This window comes from Rhodoferax sp. SPJ4, assembly GCF_058216275.1.
The window spans coordinates 504,460-519,217 of record NZ_JBYZMN010000002.1 but is presented as its reverse complement, the minus strand read 5'-3'; the positions used below and the strand labels follow the sequence as shown (position 1 = coordinate 519,217).

General features: G+C 65.4%; 11 protein-coding genes and 2 tRNA genes. 3 read left to right on the top strand and 10 right to left on the bottom strand.

Annotated elements, in window-relative coordinates; all coding sequences use genetic code 11:
* Positions 1 to 5 precede the first annotated feature (5 nt).
* The 9 genes from AC4BAR_RS09895 to AC4BAR_RS09855 form a co-directional block, all read right to left on the bottom strand.
* Positions 6 to 860, bottom strand: a complete 855-nt coding sequence (locus AC4BAR_RS09895) for a dTDP-4-dehydrorhamnose reductase family protein (RefSeq protein ID WP_490627689.1) — start codon at positions 858 to 860, stop codon at positions 6 to 8.
* A gap of 237 nt (positions 861 to 1,097) precedes the next feature.
* A tRNA-Leu gene (locus tag AC4BAR_RS09890) sits at positions 1,098 to 1,187 on the bottom strand.
* A gap of 321 nt (positions 1,188 to 1,508) precedes the next feature.
* Entirely contained in the window at positions 1,509 to 2,054 is a 546-nt protein-coding gene (gene rfbC / locus AC4BAR_RS09885) for a dTDP-4-dehydrorhamnose 3,5-epimerase (protein WP_490627688.1), read from the bottom strand.
* Positions 2,054 to 2,938 carry a glucose-1-phosphate thymidylyltransferase RfbA gene (rfbA, locus tag AC4BAR_RS09880; RefSeq protein WP_490627687.1) on the bottom strand — a complete coding sequence of 295 codons (885 nt, stop codon included), beginning with the start codon at positions 2,936 to 2,938 and terminating at the stop codon, positions 2,054 to 2,056. The genes rfbC and rfbA overlap by 1 nt, the downstream gene beginning before the upstream one ends.
* Positions 2,935 to 3,855 carry a dTDP-4-dehydrorhamnose reductase gene (gene rfbD, locus AC4BAR_RS09875; protein ID WP_490627686.1) on the bottom strand — a complete coding sequence of 307 codons (921 nt, stop codon included), beginning with the start codon at positions 3,853 to 3,855 and terminating at the stop codon, positions 2,935 to 2,937. Before rfbD ends, rfbA begins: the two co-directional genes overlap by 4 nt.
* Positions 3,856 to 4,013: 158 nt before the next feature.
* Positions 4,014 to 5,072 (bottom strand): dTDP-glucose 4,6-dehydratase, encoded by a 1,059-nt coding sequence (gene rfbB, locus AC4BAR_RS09870; RefSeq protein WP_490627685.1) that lies wholly within the window; start codon positions 5,070 to 5,072, stop codon positions 4,014 to 4,016.
* Between the two features lie 260 nt (positions 5,073 to 5,332).
* Positions 5,333 to 5,419, bottom strand: a tRNA-Leu gene (locus AC4BAR_RS09865).
* A gap of 128 nt (positions 5,420 to 5,547) precedes the next feature.
* Entirely contained in the window at positions 5,548 to 8,721 is a 3,174-nt protein-coding gene (locus tag AC4BAR_RS09860; RefSeq protein ID WP_490627684.1) for an efflux RND transporter permease subunit, read from the bottom strand.
* 7 nt (positions 8,722 to 8,728) lie between these two features.
* Entirely contained in the window at positions 8,729 to 9,847 is a 1,119-nt protein-coding gene (locus AC4BAR_RS09855) for an efflux RND transporter periplasmic adaptor subunit (RefSeq protein WP_490627683.1), read from the bottom strand.
* Between the two features lie 187 nt (positions 9,848 to 10,034).
* Here AC4BAR_RS09855 and AC4BAR_RS09850 point away from each other — a divergent pair, with 187 nt between their 5' ends.
* Positions 10,035 to 10,775 (top strand): hypothetical protein, encoded by a 741-nt coding sequence (locus tag AC4BAR_RS09850; RefSeq protein ID WP_490627682.1) that lies wholly within the window; start codon positions 10,035 to 10,037, stop codon positions 10,773 to 10,775.
* Between the two features lie 48 nt (positions 10,776 to 10,823).
* Positions 10,824 to 11,849 carry a glycerophosphodiester phosphodiesterase gene (locus AC4BAR_RS09845; protein ID WP_490627681.1) on the top strand — a complete coding sequence of 342 codons (1,026 nt, stop codon included), beginning with the start codon at positions 10,824 to 10,826 and terminating at the stop codon, positions 11,847 to 11,849.
* A 12-nt stretch (positions 11,850 to 11,861) separates the two neighbouring features.
* Here the strand turns inward: AC4BAR_RS09845 and AC4BAR_RS09840 are convergent, their stop codons facing one another.
* The gene (locus AC4BAR_RS09840; protein WP_490627680.1) at positions 11,862 to 13,778 is read right to left on the bottom strand and encodes a potassium transporter Kup; all 1,917 of its coding nucleotides are present in this window, start codon (positions 13,776 to 13,778) and stop codon (positions 11,862 to 11,864) included.
* 141 nt (positions 13,779 to 13,919) lie between these two features.
* Here AC4BAR_RS09840 and hpnC point away from each other — a divergent pair, with 141 nt between their 5' ends.
* On the top strand, positions 13,920 to 14,750 hold the full coding sequence (gene hpnC / locus AC4BAR_RS09835) for a squalene synthase HpnC (protein WP_490627679.1): 831 nt from the start codon (positions 13,920 to 13,922) through the stop codon (positions 14,748 to 14,750).
* Positions 14,751 to 14,758 lie beyond the last annotated feature (8 nt).

Genomic DNA, 14,758 nt, shown 5'->3' with positions numbered 1-14,758 from the left:
GCTTCTTATTTGAATTCTTGCATGCGCTGTATGAGGGCAGGCCATTCTGGCGCCACATAGCCGCTTGCCTCCCTAAAACGTGTTGCATCGAGAGATCGATCGATCACCAAAGAGTCGTCTGGCACGATATGAATACTCTTCCCGTAGGCCTGAGCCACCAGATTTAACAGCGCATACTTATCGATAGGTTTCGCAGCGACGTGATAAAGCCCGTGCATTTGTGGCCGCGGCAATACGAAATCGCGAATCACGCGGGCGAGTTCGACTGTGGGTAGTCCTGAAAAAATTGCGTGCGTAAAGCCTTTAACCGATTGCTGTTGGGCTAGAAACCAGCCTACTAAGCTTCTCTGGCCAGAGAGTTCGTGGCCGATGATTGAGGTCCGCAGCGTGATCGCATGCGGATAGTCGACCTCGCCGAGCAGCTTGGTGCGCCCATAAATATCGTCGGCATCGGGAAAATCCGATTCCTGGTAGTTGCCCTTGACACCGGAAAACACACAGTCTGTACTGATGTGCACAAGCCGCGCTCCGACCGCCTGACAGAGTGCCGCTAGCCGGTGTGGGAGCAAGGTGTTGATCGGAACCGCCAGCAAGGGGTCATTGGCATCAGCAAGCTGCTTAACGAGACCGATGCAGTTCACGACGACCTGGGGTCGCGCGGCAGCATAGGCTCGAACCAACGAGTCGTGATTCTCGACATCGACTCCGATCAGCAGGTGATCGGATCGGTCACTCGAAAAATTGCGGCGCGCCTCTTCGCCCCGGGCCGTGCCGTATACGCACAGAGAGGAATCTTCAGACAAAACACGGAACACGGCGTTGCCGAGCATGCCGGTGACGCCCAAAACCAAGATATTCATTAAACCACTCACCTCTCATTGGACCGGGAGATCGTCGTCGATTCTCAGCCTTCAGCGCCCTCCAGGGCTATTGAATTCCACGGTCATCGCCAAGAATCCCCCAATCAGAACATCCAGCGCCGGTAGGGAAGCTTGAAAGACCAACAAAAACTGTAACGCGCTGCATTGCAGCATGAGAATCCACCCAACGGCTGACGCGATTGTTTGAGATTGTTTCCAGCGTGGGCAAAAGGGGCTTGGTACGCGGGGGGGGGGGACTCGAACCCTCACACCCTTGCGGGCGTCAGGACCTGAACCTGGTACGTTTACCAATTTTGCCACCCGCGCCGCATTGTGCAGTCTGTCAACGCCACCCCAAAGGGCCGGGGGCCTCAAGATCAGCCGATATTAGCGGCAGGATGCAGCCTGTCCGGAGACGCGCCCGCGAATTGCCCACCGGTTAGGTGTATCGCACCGGAGCCGCAACAAGGCAGCGTACATTGGCTGGCAGGCTCAGCAGTATTGGCATGAGGAGGAGGATACAAAGGACCACGGCATGCCGATTCCCTAGGCAAAAGCAACGCTCCAACACCGCTCGCTTTGGGGGGTGTTCGCAGTGACGCTACGAACTGGCGATCATCTCCTTTGGCTGGGCAGAAAAATGACGCATCAGGCAAAAACCTCGGCTTCCGTGAAAGGTATTCCTTGCGCGTCCTTGGCCGAAAGCGCGGGGGGCAAGCCTGCAGGCCACCCCACGTTGAGCGTGCTGTCATCCCAGGCAATGCAGCGCTCGTGTTCAGGCGCGTAGTAGGCCGTGGTTTTGTAGAGAAATTCCGCTGTCTCGCTGAGGGTGATGAACCCATGGGCAAAGCCTTCCGGCACCCACAACTGCTTTTTGTTCTCCGCAGACAGTCGCTCACCCACCCATTTCCCGAAAGTTGGTGACGACTTTCTCAGATCCACCGCCACGTCGAACACTTCGCCTTGCACCACGCGCACCAGTTTGCCCTGGGGTTTCTTCACCTGGTAATGCAAGCCTCGCAGCACGCCCTTGACGCTGCGGCTGTGGTTGTCCTGCACAAAGCACACCTGCTTGCCAAGTGCGGCTTCAAACTGGGCTTGATTGAAACTCTCGAAGAAGAATCCGCGCTCATCGCCAAACACTCGGGGCTCAACGACAACAACATCGGGAATGGCGGTGGGCGTCACTTTCATCACAAAATCCTCTCTGTCAGCAGGCGCAGCAGGTATTGGCCATAACCATTCTTTGCCAGCGGCTTGGCCAAACGCTCCAACTGCTCGGCGTTGACCCACCCTTGCCTGAAGGCAATCTCTTCCGGACAAGCCACTTTCAACCCCTGCCGGTGCTCCAGCGTGGCGATGAACTGGCTGGCTTCCAGCAGGCTGTCGTGGGTGCCGGTGTCCAGCCAGGCATAGCCGCGCTGCATGATTTGCACGCTGAGTTGCCCTTGCGCCAGGTAGGCCTGGTTCACCGAGGTGATTTCAAGCTCGCCCCGCGCGCTGGGCTTCACCGCCTTGGCGATGTCCACCACCTGCTGGTCGTAAAAGTACAGGCCGGTCACGGCGTAGTTGCTTTTGGGCTGGGCAGGTTTTTCTTCAATGCTGTTGGCCTTGCCGGCCGCATCAAACGCCACCACCCCATAGCGCTCCGGATCCTGCACATGGTAAGCAAACACGGTGGCCCCGGTGGCTTGCTGGTCGGCATTGCCGAGCAGGTGGGCCAGGTCATGGCCGTGAAAAATGTTGTCGCCCAGCACCAGGGCGCTGGGGTGGTTGCCAATGAAGGCATCGCCGATGATGAAGGCTTGCGCCAAGCCGTCGGGACTGGGCTGTACCGCGTACTGCAGGTTCAACCCCCACTGACTGCCATCGCCCAGCAGTTGCTGAAAGCGAGGCGTGTCTTGCGGTGTGCTGATCACCAGGATGTCCCGCATGCCGGCCAACATCAGCGTGCTCAGCGGGTAGTAAATCATGGGCTTGTCGTACACCGGCAGCAGCTGCTTGCTCATGGCCAGGGTGGCTGGGTGAAGCCGGGTGCCGGAGCCACCGGCGAGGATGATGCCTTTGCGTTGGGTCATGGGAGGATTTCCTGAAAATGTTCGGTGAGCATGCGGGCCACGCCCTGCTGCCAGGGGGGCAAATGCAGGCCGAAAGCGGCTTGCAGCTTGTGGGTGTTCAGTCTGGAATTGAGTGGACGTTTGGCCGGCGTGGGGTAGCTGGCGCTGGGAATGGCCAGCACGGCGTCTGGCGCCACCTTCAATTCAACGCCAGCTTGCTGCGCTGACAACAGCACAAACCTGGCATAACCGTGCCAGGAGGTTTGCCCGGCCGCGGACAGGTGGTAGATGCCAGACGCCGGGGTGGGCGGATTGGTCACCCGGCTCTCCATGCTGCGAATGGCATGGGCAGTGACATCGGCCAGCAAATCGGCCCCGGTGGGCGCGCCCACTTGGTCGTCAATCACGTTCAGGCTGCTGCGTTCGCGGGCCAGCCTCAGCATGGTCTTGGCAAAGTTGCCTCCACGCGCGCCGTAAACCCAGCTGGTGCGAAAAATCAGGTGCCGGCAGCCGCTGGCAACCACCAGCCGCTCCCCCTCCAGCTTGCTAGCGCCGTAGACATTGAGGGGGGCGGTGGGATCTGTCTCCAGCCACGGCGTGTCGCCCTGGCCATCAAACACGTAATCGGTGGAGTAGTGCACCAGCAAGGCGCCCAGCCGGGCTGCCTCCTGCGCCAAAACACCCGGCGCGGTGGCATTGATGGCCTGGGCCAGTGCGTGCTCTGTCTCGGCCTTGTCCACCGCGGTGTGGGCTGCGGCATTCACGATCACATCGGGCCGCACCTGGCGCACGGCATCGGCAATGCCTTGGGGATTGGTGAAGTCACCGCAGAGGTCGGTGCTGGCGGTGCCCAGTGCCACCACATCGCCCAACACGCCCAGCGAGCGCTGCAGCTCCCACCCCACCTGGCCACCTTTGCCAAACAAAAGAATCTTCATGTCCGCTCTTTATGACGATTTTTATGTAACCCAGTACGGCGCCGACCGGGTGACAGATGCTGTGCGCAAACCGCACTCGCGCAGGCAGCGCGATGCCCATGTTGCCGCGGGTGGCCAGCGGCAAACGAGACAGCAGCGGTCACCATGCGGCAGCCCAATCAGGCGTATTGCTTTTCAACCCAATGGCGGTAGGCGCCCGACTGCACATGGGCCACCCATTCTGGGTTGTCCAGGTACCACCGAACCGTCTTGCGAATGCCAGTTTCAAAGGTTTCGGCGGGCTTCCAGCCCAACTCGCGCTCCAGCTTGCGCGCGTCAATGGCGTAACGCCGGTCATGGCCGGGCCGGTCTTTGACGTAGGTGATTTGATCGCGGTAAGAAAGGCCGTCTGACCGCGGACGCAACTCGTCCAGCAAGGCACACAAGGTGTTGACGATCTCGATGTTGGGCTTTTCATTCCAGCCGCCCACGTTGTACACCTCACCCAAGCGACCTGCTTGCAGCACCCGCCGGATGGCACTGCAATGGTCTGTCACGTACAACCAGTCGCGAACCTGCATGCCGTCGCCGTACACCGGCAGCGGCTTGCCTGCCAAGGCATTCACGATCATCAATGGGATGAGCTTTTCCGGAAAATGGTAGGGCCCGTAGTTGTTGGAGCAGTTGGTGGTGAGCACTGGCAAGCCATAGGTGTGGTGGTAGGCGCGAACCAGATGGTCAGAGGCGGCCTTGGACGCTGAATACGGGCTGTTGGGTTCGTAACGGTGCGTCTCGGTAAAAGCCGGATCGTCTTTGGCCAGCGAGCCATAGACCTCGTCGGTCGACACGTGCAGAAATCGGAAAGTGGCCTTGTCGGTTTCTGCCAAATCACCCCAGTGGGAACGCACCGCCTCCAACAAACGAAAGCTGCCCACGATGTTGGTCTGGATGAAGTCTTCGGGGCCGTGAATGGAGCGGTCCACATGGGACTCGGCGGCGAAATTGACTACCGCCCGTGGCCGGTGTTCGGCCAGCAGGCGATTCAACAACGCCGTGTCCGCGATGTCACCCTGCTCAAACACATGGCGCTTGTCGCCGTTCAACGATGCCAGGTTTTCCAGATTGCCCGCATAGGTGAGTTTGTCGAGGTTCACCACGGTTTCGTCGGAATGGCGCAGCCAGTCCAGCACGAAGTTGCTGCCTATGAAGCCAGCACCACCGGTCACCAAAATGCTCATGTTCAAATCCGCTTAAAAATGGAGCCGGCGATCAGGCCGAGATTGCCCAACAAGGTTTGCCTGTTAACGTCCAAACACCCCACACCCACCAGTTGGTCAGTCAGTCCCAGATTTCTGGCCTTGGGATATTTTGCAAGCAGCGGCCCATGATGCAACCACCGGTACTGCCCAAAGACCATGTCTACCGCAGCCGCTAACCACCAGACAGGCCCACCGGGCTTGCTTCTCAACGGTGGGAATGTGACCAAGCAGGAGAGACTTGGTGCGCGGGGGGGGACTCGAACCCCCACACCCTTGCGGGCGTCAGGACCTAAACCTGGTGCGTCTACCAATTTCGCCACCCGCGCGGTTGTGCAGCCTGTCAACCGTCACCGCCTGCGCCTCAAGGGCCGGGCGGCGAGTTTGTGGTGCCTTAGATCAGCACGCATTTTAGCGGCAGGATGAGCCCTTCCCGGGGCCCACAGGCCCCGAAATCTCAGGCCACGCCAGGCGTGTCGCGCCGAATCCGGAACCAGGCGGCGTACATGGCCGGCAGGCTCAGCAGCGTCAGCACCGTGGCCACGATCAGCCCGCCCATGATGGCCACCGCCATCGGGCCCCAGAACACGCTGCGCGACAGCGGGATCATGGCCAGCACCGCCGCGGCCGCGGTCAGCACGATGGGCCGCAGCCGGCGCACCGCCGACTCGACGATGGCATCCCAGGCCAGCACGCCGCGCGCGCGGTCCTGCTCGATCTGGTCGATCAGGATCACCGAGTTGCGCTGGATCATGCCCATCAGCGCAATCACCCCCAGCAGCGCCACAAAACCAAACGGCCGGTTCAGCAGCAGCAGCGCCCCGGCCACGCCGGCAATGCCCAGCGGCCCGGTCAGGAACACCAGCACCGAGCGGCTGAAGCTCTGCAATTGCAGCATCAGCAGCGTGAAGGTCAAAAACAGCATGATGGGCAGGCCGGCCGCAATCGACGACGAGCCCTTGGCGCTTTCCTCCACCGCGCCGGCCACCTCGATGCGGTAGGCCCGCTGGCCGGCGGCATGCCACTTCGCCTCCAGCGCCTTGAGCTGAGGCAGCAGTTCGTTGGTGACGGTGGCGCCCTGCAGGCCCTCCACAATGTCGCTCTGCACGGTGATGGCGTAGTCGCGCCCCTCGCGCCACATCACGCCGGGCTCCCAGCCGAACACCGGTTTGGCGATCTGGGTCAGCGGAATGGACTTGCCCGAGGCGGTGGGCAGGTAGGCGTTGCCCAGGTCGCTGATGGCGTTGCGCTCGTCCAGCGGCTGGCGCAACACGATGTCGATCAGTTTGTCGCCCTCGCGGTACTGGCCCACGGTGGCGCCGGCCAGCAGCGTGCGTGAGGCCTGTGCGATGGACTGGCTGGTGACACCCAGGGCGCGGGCCTTGGCCTGGTCCACCGCCAGCCGCAGCGCCTTGACCGACTCGTTCCAGTTGTCGTTGACGCCGCGGGTGTGCGGGCTCTGCCGCATCGCCGCCTTGACCTCGTCGGCACGTGCCCGCAGCACCGCCGGGTCGCTGCCCACCACCCGGAACTGCACCGGGTAGGGCACGGGGGGCCCGTTGGGCAGCAATTTCACGCGGCCGCGGATTTCCGGGAACTCACTCGCCAACAGCGCCGGCAGCTTGATGCGCAGGCTTTCGCGCACCGCCAGGTCGCTGGGCAGCACGATCAGCTGCGATACATTGGTCTGCGGGAACACCTGGTCCAGCGGCAGATAAAAGCGCGGCACGCCCGAGCCCACCCAGCTGGTGACCGAGGCCACGGCGGGCTCGGCCATCAGCCGCTGCTCCACCCGTTTGGCCACCGCCTCGCTGGCGGCGAAACCGGTGCCCTCGGGCGACCACAGGTCCACCACAATCTCGGGCCGGCTGGAGTCGGGGAAAAACTGCTGTTGCACCCGGCCCATGCCGGCAATGCCCAGGGCAAAGGTCAGCAGCGTGGCACCGATGGTGATCCAGCGGTGCTGCACACACCAGTCCACCGTGGCGCGGAAGCGGCGGTAGAACGGCGTGTCAAAGTGCTCGTGGTGGTCGGCATCGGTGGTCGACACCGGCTTGGCCTTGAGCAAGGCATTGCCCAGGTAAGGCACAAAGTACACCGACACAAACCAGCTCAGCATCAGCGCAATCACCGTCACCGCGAAGATGGCAAAGGTGTATTCACCGGTGGTGGACTTGGCAAGGCCAATCGGCAAAAAGCCCACCGCGGTGATCAGGGTGCCGGTCAGCATGGGCATGGCCGTGACCTCGTAGGCGAAGGTGGCGGCACGCACCTTGTCGTAGCCCTCCTCCATCTTGCGCACCATCATCTCCACCGCAATGATGGCGTCGTCCACCAGCAGGCCCAGCGCAATGATCAGCGAACCCAGCGAGATCTTGTGCAGGCCGATGCCCCAGAAATCCATCGCCAGAAAGGTCACCGCCAGCACCAGCGGGATGGTGATGCCCACCACCAGGCCGGGGCGGATGTCGATGTGCCAACCGAAGCGTCCGCCCTTGTGCAGGCCCAACGCCACAAAGCTCACCGCCAGCACAATCACCACCGCCTCGATCAGCACCCGGATGAACTCGCCCACCGAGCGCGCCACCGCCTTGGGCTGGTCTTGCACCTGCACCAGCGTCACGCCGGCCGGCAGCGTGGCGGAAATCGCGGCAGTGGTCTGGTCCAGCGCCTTGCCCAGCGCGATGATGTCGCCGCCCTTGGCCATTGACACCCCCAGCGCAATCACCTCCTGGCCCTGGTGCCGCACCTTGACCTGGGGCGGGTCCACATAGCCGCGGCTGACGGTGGCGATGTCGCCCAGCCGCAGCTGGTTGCCGCCTGTGCCGCGGATGGGCATGGCGCGCAAATCCTCCAGCGCGTTGAACTGGCCGGCCACCCGCACCTGCACCACGTCCTGCGGCGACTGGATGGCCCCGGCGCTCTCCACCGCGTTCTGCTGGCCCAGCTGGGCCAGCACCTGGTTGAAGTCCAGCCCCAGCTGGGCCAGGCGCTTCTGCGACAGCTCGATGTAGACCTTCTCATCCTGCACACCGAACAACTCCACCTTGGCCACATCGGGCACGCGCAGCAGCCGCTGGCGCACCTCGTCGGCAAAGGTCTTCAGTTCGGCGGCGTTGAAGCCGTCGGACTGCAGCGCGTAGATCACGCCATAGACATCGCCAAACTCGTCGTTGAAAAACGGCCCCTGTACCCCTGGCGGCAGCGTGCCGCGGATGTCGCCGATCTTCTTGCGGACCTGGTACCAGACATTGGCCACCTCGCCCGGTTTGGACGAGTCCCTGATCTGGAAAATGATCAGCGACTCGCCCGGCTTGGAGTAGCTGCGGATCTTGTCGGCATAGGGCGCCTCCTGCAGCGTGCGCTCCAGCTTGTCGGTCACCTGCTCGGCCACCTGCTGGGCGGTGGCGCCCGGCCAGTAGCTGCGCACCACCATGGCCCGGAAGGTGAACGGCGGGTCTTCGTCCTGGCCCAGCTGGAAATAGGAGGCCACGCCCAGCAGCAACAACACCACCATCAGGTAGCGGGTCAGGGCCGGGTGTTCCAGCGCCCAGCGCGACAGGTTGAAGCTGGTCTTGGGCTGGGCCAGCGCGGCGCCGGTGTCTTGCGGCGCGGGGTGGTGTTCGCTCATGGCCGCCTCACTTCGCGGCCAAGGCCGGGGCGGCGGACGCTGGCGTCACCGGTGCGGCACCCAGTGCGGGCGAAGCCGCCTTGTCCTGGTAAACCGTCACCTTCTGCCCCGGCGACAGCACATGCACACCGGCCACCACCACCTGCTGGCCGGGTTGCAGACCGGCGGCGATCACCGCATCGTTGCCGTCGGCGGTGGCCACCTGCACAGGCTGCACCTTGACCGTCATGCTGGCCGGGTCCAACACCCACACCGCCGTCTGCTGGCCCTCCTGGCGCAGCGCGCTGGTGGGCAGCTTGATGGCCTGCAGGCCGACGGCACTCAGCGAGGCCGGCAGCACCGACACCGTGGCGCCCAGCGGCGGGCTGTCCTTGCTGTCGATCGCCACCTTCACCGTGAAGGTGCGGGTGACCGGGTCGGCGCTGGCACCCACCTCGCGCACCTTGCCGGCCACGGTGGCGCCTGGCCCCCAGCCCCGCACCTGCACCGCGTCACCCACGCGGAGTGCGGCCACCTTGTCTTCGGGCACGGCAAACACCACGTCGCGCGGTCCGTCCAGCGCCAGCCGCAGCACCGGTGCACCGGCCGCCACCACCTGGCCGGGCTCGGCGTCCACCGCCGTCACCACGCCGGCGGCGTCGGCCACCAGGCTGGTGTAGCGGGCCTGGTTGCCCTGGGCCGACAGCTGGGCCTGGGCCTGCTCCAGGCCGGCCTGCGCGCCCTTCAGCGTGGCCTCGCGGCGCTCCAGCTCGGCGCCGCTGATGAAGTTCTGCGCCTGCAGGTCGCGGTAGCGTTTGAAGTCGGCCGCGGCCAGGTCGCGCTGGGTCAGCGCGGCGGCGGCCTGGGCCCGGGCGGCGTCGGCCGCCAGCCGGTAGTCCTGGCCGTCCAGCTGGGCCAGCAGCTGGCCCGGTTTGACGCGCTGGCCGACCTCGGCCTGGCGCTGCAGAATCTTGCCACCCACCCGGAAACCCAGCCGCGACTCCACCCGGGCCCGCACCTCGCCGGCGTACTCGTGGGCCGACAACAGGCCGGACACCCCCACCGTCATGACCTTGACGGCTCGCACCGGCTCGGCCGGGGGCGCGGGGCGGCTGCAGGCGGCCAGCAGGCCCACGGAAACGAGCATGGCGAGGCGGTGGAGTTTCATGGCGGATTTTTAATGACTGACTGGTTAGTAATCTAAGCGAAGGCGGAACGCTTGTCAAACGGGCTTCTGTGGACCGGTCTTCGACCTGCTCGACTTTTGGCGGGGGTAAAAACGCCTGCTCGGGTTTATTCTCCGGCTGTCATTCGCACCCAGCCAGGAGGTCGCCATGTCAGCCAACACCCCCACTGCGCCCGCCGCCGGCGTCGAGCGCATGCTGTCACTGGGAAAGGACGCCGTGGCCCTGCTGCGCGACGGCGCCCTGGTGCTGCTGGCCATGTTGCTGGTGGCCTTTCCCAGCGCGCTGAACGACATCCTGATGCGTGCCGGCTTCGAAGAAGGCAGCGTGGTGGGCTTCAAATGGAAAGCCAAGCTGGTGCAGAGTGACGAATCGCTGAAGGCCGCGCAGGCCACCATCGCCAGCCTGCAGGAACAGCTGAAAAAATCCAACGACGCCCTGGCGGCCGCCAACGGGTCCATCCAGAACGGGGAGCTGCGGGCTTCACTGCAGTCGGTCGAACGGTCCGGCCGCGAAGTGGCGGCGGCCACGGTCAAGGCCCAGAGCGCCGTGCGGGCCACCATCACCGCCAACGCCTTGCTGGTGGAGAAGGCCCAGGCCGCGATGCCGGACACGGGCCAGCTGGGGGTGGTGTTTGGCAGCGACGCTTCGCTGGACGCGGCGAACGACGAAATCCGCCGGGCCACCCAGCGGGGCATCGCCGGCGGCGAGGTTTTTCTGCGCAACGGTTTCTACGCCAGCATCGCCGTGGTCGAGTCCAGGCAGCAGGCCTCGGAGTACCTGAAACTGGCCAAGACCTTCCGGCCCGATGCCTACATCACCCGCATGGCCAGCTGGTGCAAGTCGGGCGAACGCAGGAACGGCTTCACCGAATGCGATGACGGCAAGTGAGCCCGTCCCGTCGCGCCGACCCCACCGCAGGCCTGACAATCGCTGCCCATGCGCACCACCCTGCCCCGCCGCCCCGCCCTGGTGATTGGCCACCGCGGCGCCTGCGCCCTGCGACCCGAACACACGCTGGCCTCTTACCAGCAGGCGATTGACGACGGCGCCGACTGCATCGAGCCCGACCTGGTCAGCACCGCCGACGGGGTGCTGGTGGCCCGGCACGAGAACGAGATTTCCGGCACCACCGACGTTGCCCAGCGCGCCGAATTTGCCAGCCGCCGCCGCACGCAAACCATCGACGGCCAGGCGCTCACCGGCTGGTTCACCGAGGACTTCACGCTGGCCGAGCTGAAGACGCTGCGCGCCATCGAACGCATTCCCCAGCACCGGCCGGCCAACCAGGCCTACAACGGCCGCTTCGAGGTACCCACGCTGGAAGAAATCCTGCAACTCGCCCAGGCCGCCCGTGCGCAGACCGGCCGCACGATTGCGGTCTACCCGGAAACCAAGCACCCCAGCCATTTCCAGGCCCTGGGCCTGGCGCTGGAACCCCCTCTGCTGAGCGCCCTGGCCGCCCACGGCCTGACCGAGGCCGACTCGCCGGTCTACATCCAGTCCTTCGAGGTCGCCAACCTGCATGCCATGCGGCCGCTGACCCGCGCCCCGCTGGTGCAACTGCTGGGCGAGCCCCAGGCCCGGCCATTCGACTTTGTGATGGCCAATGACCTGCGCACCTATGCCGACCTGGCCACGCCGGCCGGGCTGGCCTTTGTGGCCACCTATGCCCAGGCCATCGGCCCGGCCAAGGACGCGGTGATTCCGCGCGACGCGGGCAACCGGCTGGGCTCGCCCACCCCGCTGGTGGCCCACGCCCATGCCGCCGGTCTGCAAGTGCACATTTACACGCTGCGGCCGGAGAACCCGTTTCTGCCGGCCGAATTGCGGCGCGGCGATGTGGCTTCGCCCTCTGAACACGGCGACCTGGCGGCCGAAATCCGCGCCTACCTGGCCGTCGGGGTGGACGGCTTTTTCACCGACCACCCGGGCATGGGTCGCCAGGTGGTGGACGGGCGCTGAGCCGAGCCGGGCTCAGGCCGGCCGGCGGCCGAGTTCCACCACCCGGTGGGCCGGCAGGTTGAAGTAGTCCGACGCGCGGCCGGCATTGCGGTGCAGCCAGCGGTAGGCCACCTGCCGCAACGGCCCCAGGCCGGGCAGGCGCGCCTCGCCCACTGTCTCGCGTGAAGTGAAGTAGGAGGTGGCCAGGGTCTCGGCCGGGATGCCTTTCTGGTAAGAAAAGACCTTCATGAACTCGGGCACGTCGGGCCGCTCCATGAAGCCGTGGCGCGCCACCACCCGCCAGAAACCCAGGCCCAGGGCCTCGGCCTCGATGCGCTCCCGGGCGTCGACCCGCGGTGTGTCGCACACCTGTACCGACATCAGCACCACATGGGCGTGCAGCACCTGGTTGTGTTGCAGGTTGTGCAACAGCGCGTGCGGCACACACTCGGTTTCCGAGGTCAAAAACACCGCCGTGCCACGCACCCGGTGCGGCGGGCTTTGCGCCAGCATCGCCAGGAAAGGCCGCAGCTCGATGCGGGCGCGGGCGGCCAGCGCATGGCTGAGCCGGCGGCCCTTGGCCCAGGTGGTGAAGATGGCCAGCACCCCCGCGGCCACGGCCAGCGGCAGCCAGCCGCCCTCGCTGATTTTCAGGCTGTTGGCGGCCACAAACACCAGATCGATCGCCAGCAGCGCCGCACCGCCGCTGGCCACCAGCCAGCCCGGCCAACGCCAAAGTTTCCAGGCCACCCAGGCGGCCAGCAGCGTGGTGGTGACCATGGTCAGCGACACCGCGATACCGTAGGCCGCCGACAGCGCGCTGGAACTCTTGAAGCCCAGCACCAGCAGCACCACGCCCACCATCAGCAGCCAGTTCAGCAGCGGCAGGTAAACCTGGCCCATCGCGTCGCCCGAGGTCTGCACCACCTTGAGCCGCGGCAGATAGCCCATGCGCATGGCCTGGGCCGTGAGCGAGAAGGCGCCCGAAATCACCGCCTGCGAAGCAATCACCGTGGCCGCCCCGGCCAGCACCACCATGGGCACCACCGCCCAGGCCGGCACCATGCGGAAGAAGGGGTTGCTGGCCGCCGACGGATCGGCCAGCACCAGCGCGCCCTGGCCAAAGTAGTTCAGCACCAGTGCCGGCGCCACCACCCACAGCCAGGCCCGGCGGATGGGCTGGATGCCGAAGTGGCCCATGTCGGCATACAGCGCCTCGCCGCCGGTGACGGCCAGGAACACCGCACCCAGCACCAGCAGCGTCTGGCCCGGGTGCTCGGCCACAAAACCCAACGCCCACAGCGGGTTCACCGCCGCCAGCACCTGCGGCGCCTGGGCGATCTGCTGCAGACCCAGACAGGCCAGCAGACCGAACCACAGCACCATCACCGGGCCAAACACCTTGCCCACCGCGCCGGTGCCGCGGCGTTGCACCGCGAACAGGCCCACCAGCACCGCCACGGTGAGTGGCAGCACATAAGGAGTGAACACCGGCGTGGCCACCTCCAGGCCCTCGATGGCCGACAGCACCGAGATCGCCGGGGTGATCAGGCTGTCGCCGTAAAACATCGCCGCGCCCAGCAAGCCCAAAGCGGCGATCGACGTCAGCTGCCAGGGCTTGCCGGCGTCGCCGCCGGCTGCGTGTTTGGCCAGCACCTGCAAGGCCAGGATGCCGCCCTCGCCGCCGTGGTCGGCGCGCAGCACAAAGCCGATGTACTTGATAGTCACCACCAGCATCAGCGCCCAGAACACCATGGACAGCAGACCCAGCACCGTGGCGGGCGCGAACGGCAGGCCCTGGGCCGCGGCCAGGCATTCCTTGAAGGCGTACAGCGGCGAGGTGCCAATGTCGCCATAGACCACGCCCAGCGTGGCCAGCATCAGGCCGGCCTGCGGTGCGGCAGCGGCGCCATGGGCGTCCGGGCGGGGGCCCAGTGTGAGTGCGTTCATCGAAATCCCTGGAAGTCGTGAGGGTTTGAAGCTTAGACCCGTCTTTTGTGCGGTGCAACATAAATCCAGTACCTGCAAAGACAGAAAACGCCACAAAGACGGGCGCCTCATGACTTTTCAATTGCTGGCGACAATGCCTCCATGTCCGTGGACCATTACGAGAACTTCCCGGTTGCCTCCATCCTCTGCCCACGGCCGCTGCGGGCACCGATTGCTGCGATCTACCACTTCGCCCGCACCGCCGACGACCTGGCCGATGAGGGCGATGCCAGCGCAGACCAGCGGCTGGCCGACCTGGCCGCCTACCAGGCCGACCTGACCGCGGTGGCCCAGGGCCAGCCGCCGTCGGCCCGCTGGGCCCCGGTGTTCGCCGCGCTGGCCCGCGCACTGGACAGCCACGCATTGCCGGTGCCGTTGCTGCACGACCTGCTGGACGCTTTTGCCCAGGATGTGCGCAAAACCCGCGATGGCGAGGGCTATGCCGACTGGGCCGAGCTGCTGGACTACTGCCGCCGCTCGGCCAACCCGGTGGGCCGGCTGCTGCTGCACCTCTACGGCGTGCACGGCGACGAGGCGCTGGCCCAGAGCGACCGCATCTGCAGCGCGCTGCAAATCATCAACTTCCTGCAAGACCTCAGCGTCGACCTGCCGCGCGGCCGCTTCTACCTGCCGCAGGAACGCTGCGCCTTTCATGGCCTCACCCGGGCCGACCTGCTGAAAGGCGAGGTCACGCCCGCCGGGCGCGCGCTGGTGGGCGAAACCGTCACCTGGTGCCGCTACAGCCTGGCCCATGGGGCGCCGTTGGCCACCCATGTGCGCGGCCGCGCCGGCTGGGAGCTGCGGCTGGTGGTGCAAGGCGGCCAGCGCATCCTGGACAAGGTGGCCGCGCTGGACGGCGCCACGCTGCACACCCGCCCCACACTGGGCAAGGCCGACCTGCTGGTGATGCTGTGGCGCAGCCTGTGGATGTGACAATCCTC

What these genes read in the sequence shown, in the direction of transcription:
- rfbA (WP_490627687.1), bottom strand. Translation starts at nt 2,938, where the DNA reads ATGACCCAACGCAAAGGCATCATCCTCGCCGGTGGCTCCGGCACCCGG.
- rfbB (WP_490627685.1), bottom strand. Translation starts at nt 5,072, where the DNA reads ATGAGCATTTTGGTGACCGGTGGTGCTGGCTTCATAGGCAGCAACTTC.
- AC4BAR_RS09855 (WP_490627683.1), bottom strand. Translation starts at nt 9,847, where the DNA reads ATGCTCGTTTCCGTGGGCCTGCTGGCCGCCTGCAGCCGCCCCGCGCCC.
- rfbC (WP_490627688.1), bottom strand. Translation starts at nt 2,054, where the DNA reads ATGAAAGTGACGCCCACCGCCATTCCCGATGTTGTTGTCGTTGAGCCC.
- AC4BAR_RS09860 (WP_490627684.1), bottom strand. Translation starts at nt 8,721, where the DNA reads ATGAGCGAACACCACCCCGCGCCGCAAGACACCGGCGCCGCGCTGGCC.
- AC4BAR_RS09840 (WP_490627680.1), bottom strand. Translation starts at nt 13,778, where the DNA reads ATGAACGCACTCACACTGGGCCCCCGCCCGGACGCCCATGGCGCCGCT.
- rfbD (WP_490627686.1), bottom strand. Translation starts at nt 3,855, where the DNA reads ATGAAGATTCTTTTGTTTGGCAAAGGTGGCCAGGTGGGGTGGGAGCTG.
- hpnC (WP_490627679.1), top strand. Translation starts at nt 13,920, where the DNA reads ATGTCCGTGGACCATTACGAGAACTTCCCGGTTGCCTCCATCCTCTGC.
- AC4BAR_RS09895 (WP_490627689.1), bottom strand. Translation starts at nt 860, where the DNA reads ATGAATATCTTGGTTTTGGGCGTCACCGGCATGCTCGGCAACGCCGTG.
- AC4BAR_RS09845 (WP_490627681.1), top strand. Translation starts at nt 10,824, where the DNA reads ATGCGCACCACCCTGCCCCGCCGCCCCGCCCTGGTGATTGGCCACCGC.
- AC4BAR_RS09850 (WP_490627682.1), top strand. Translation starts at nt 10,035, where the DNA reads ATGTCAGCCAACACCCCCACTGCGCCCGCCGCCGGCGTCGAGCGCATG.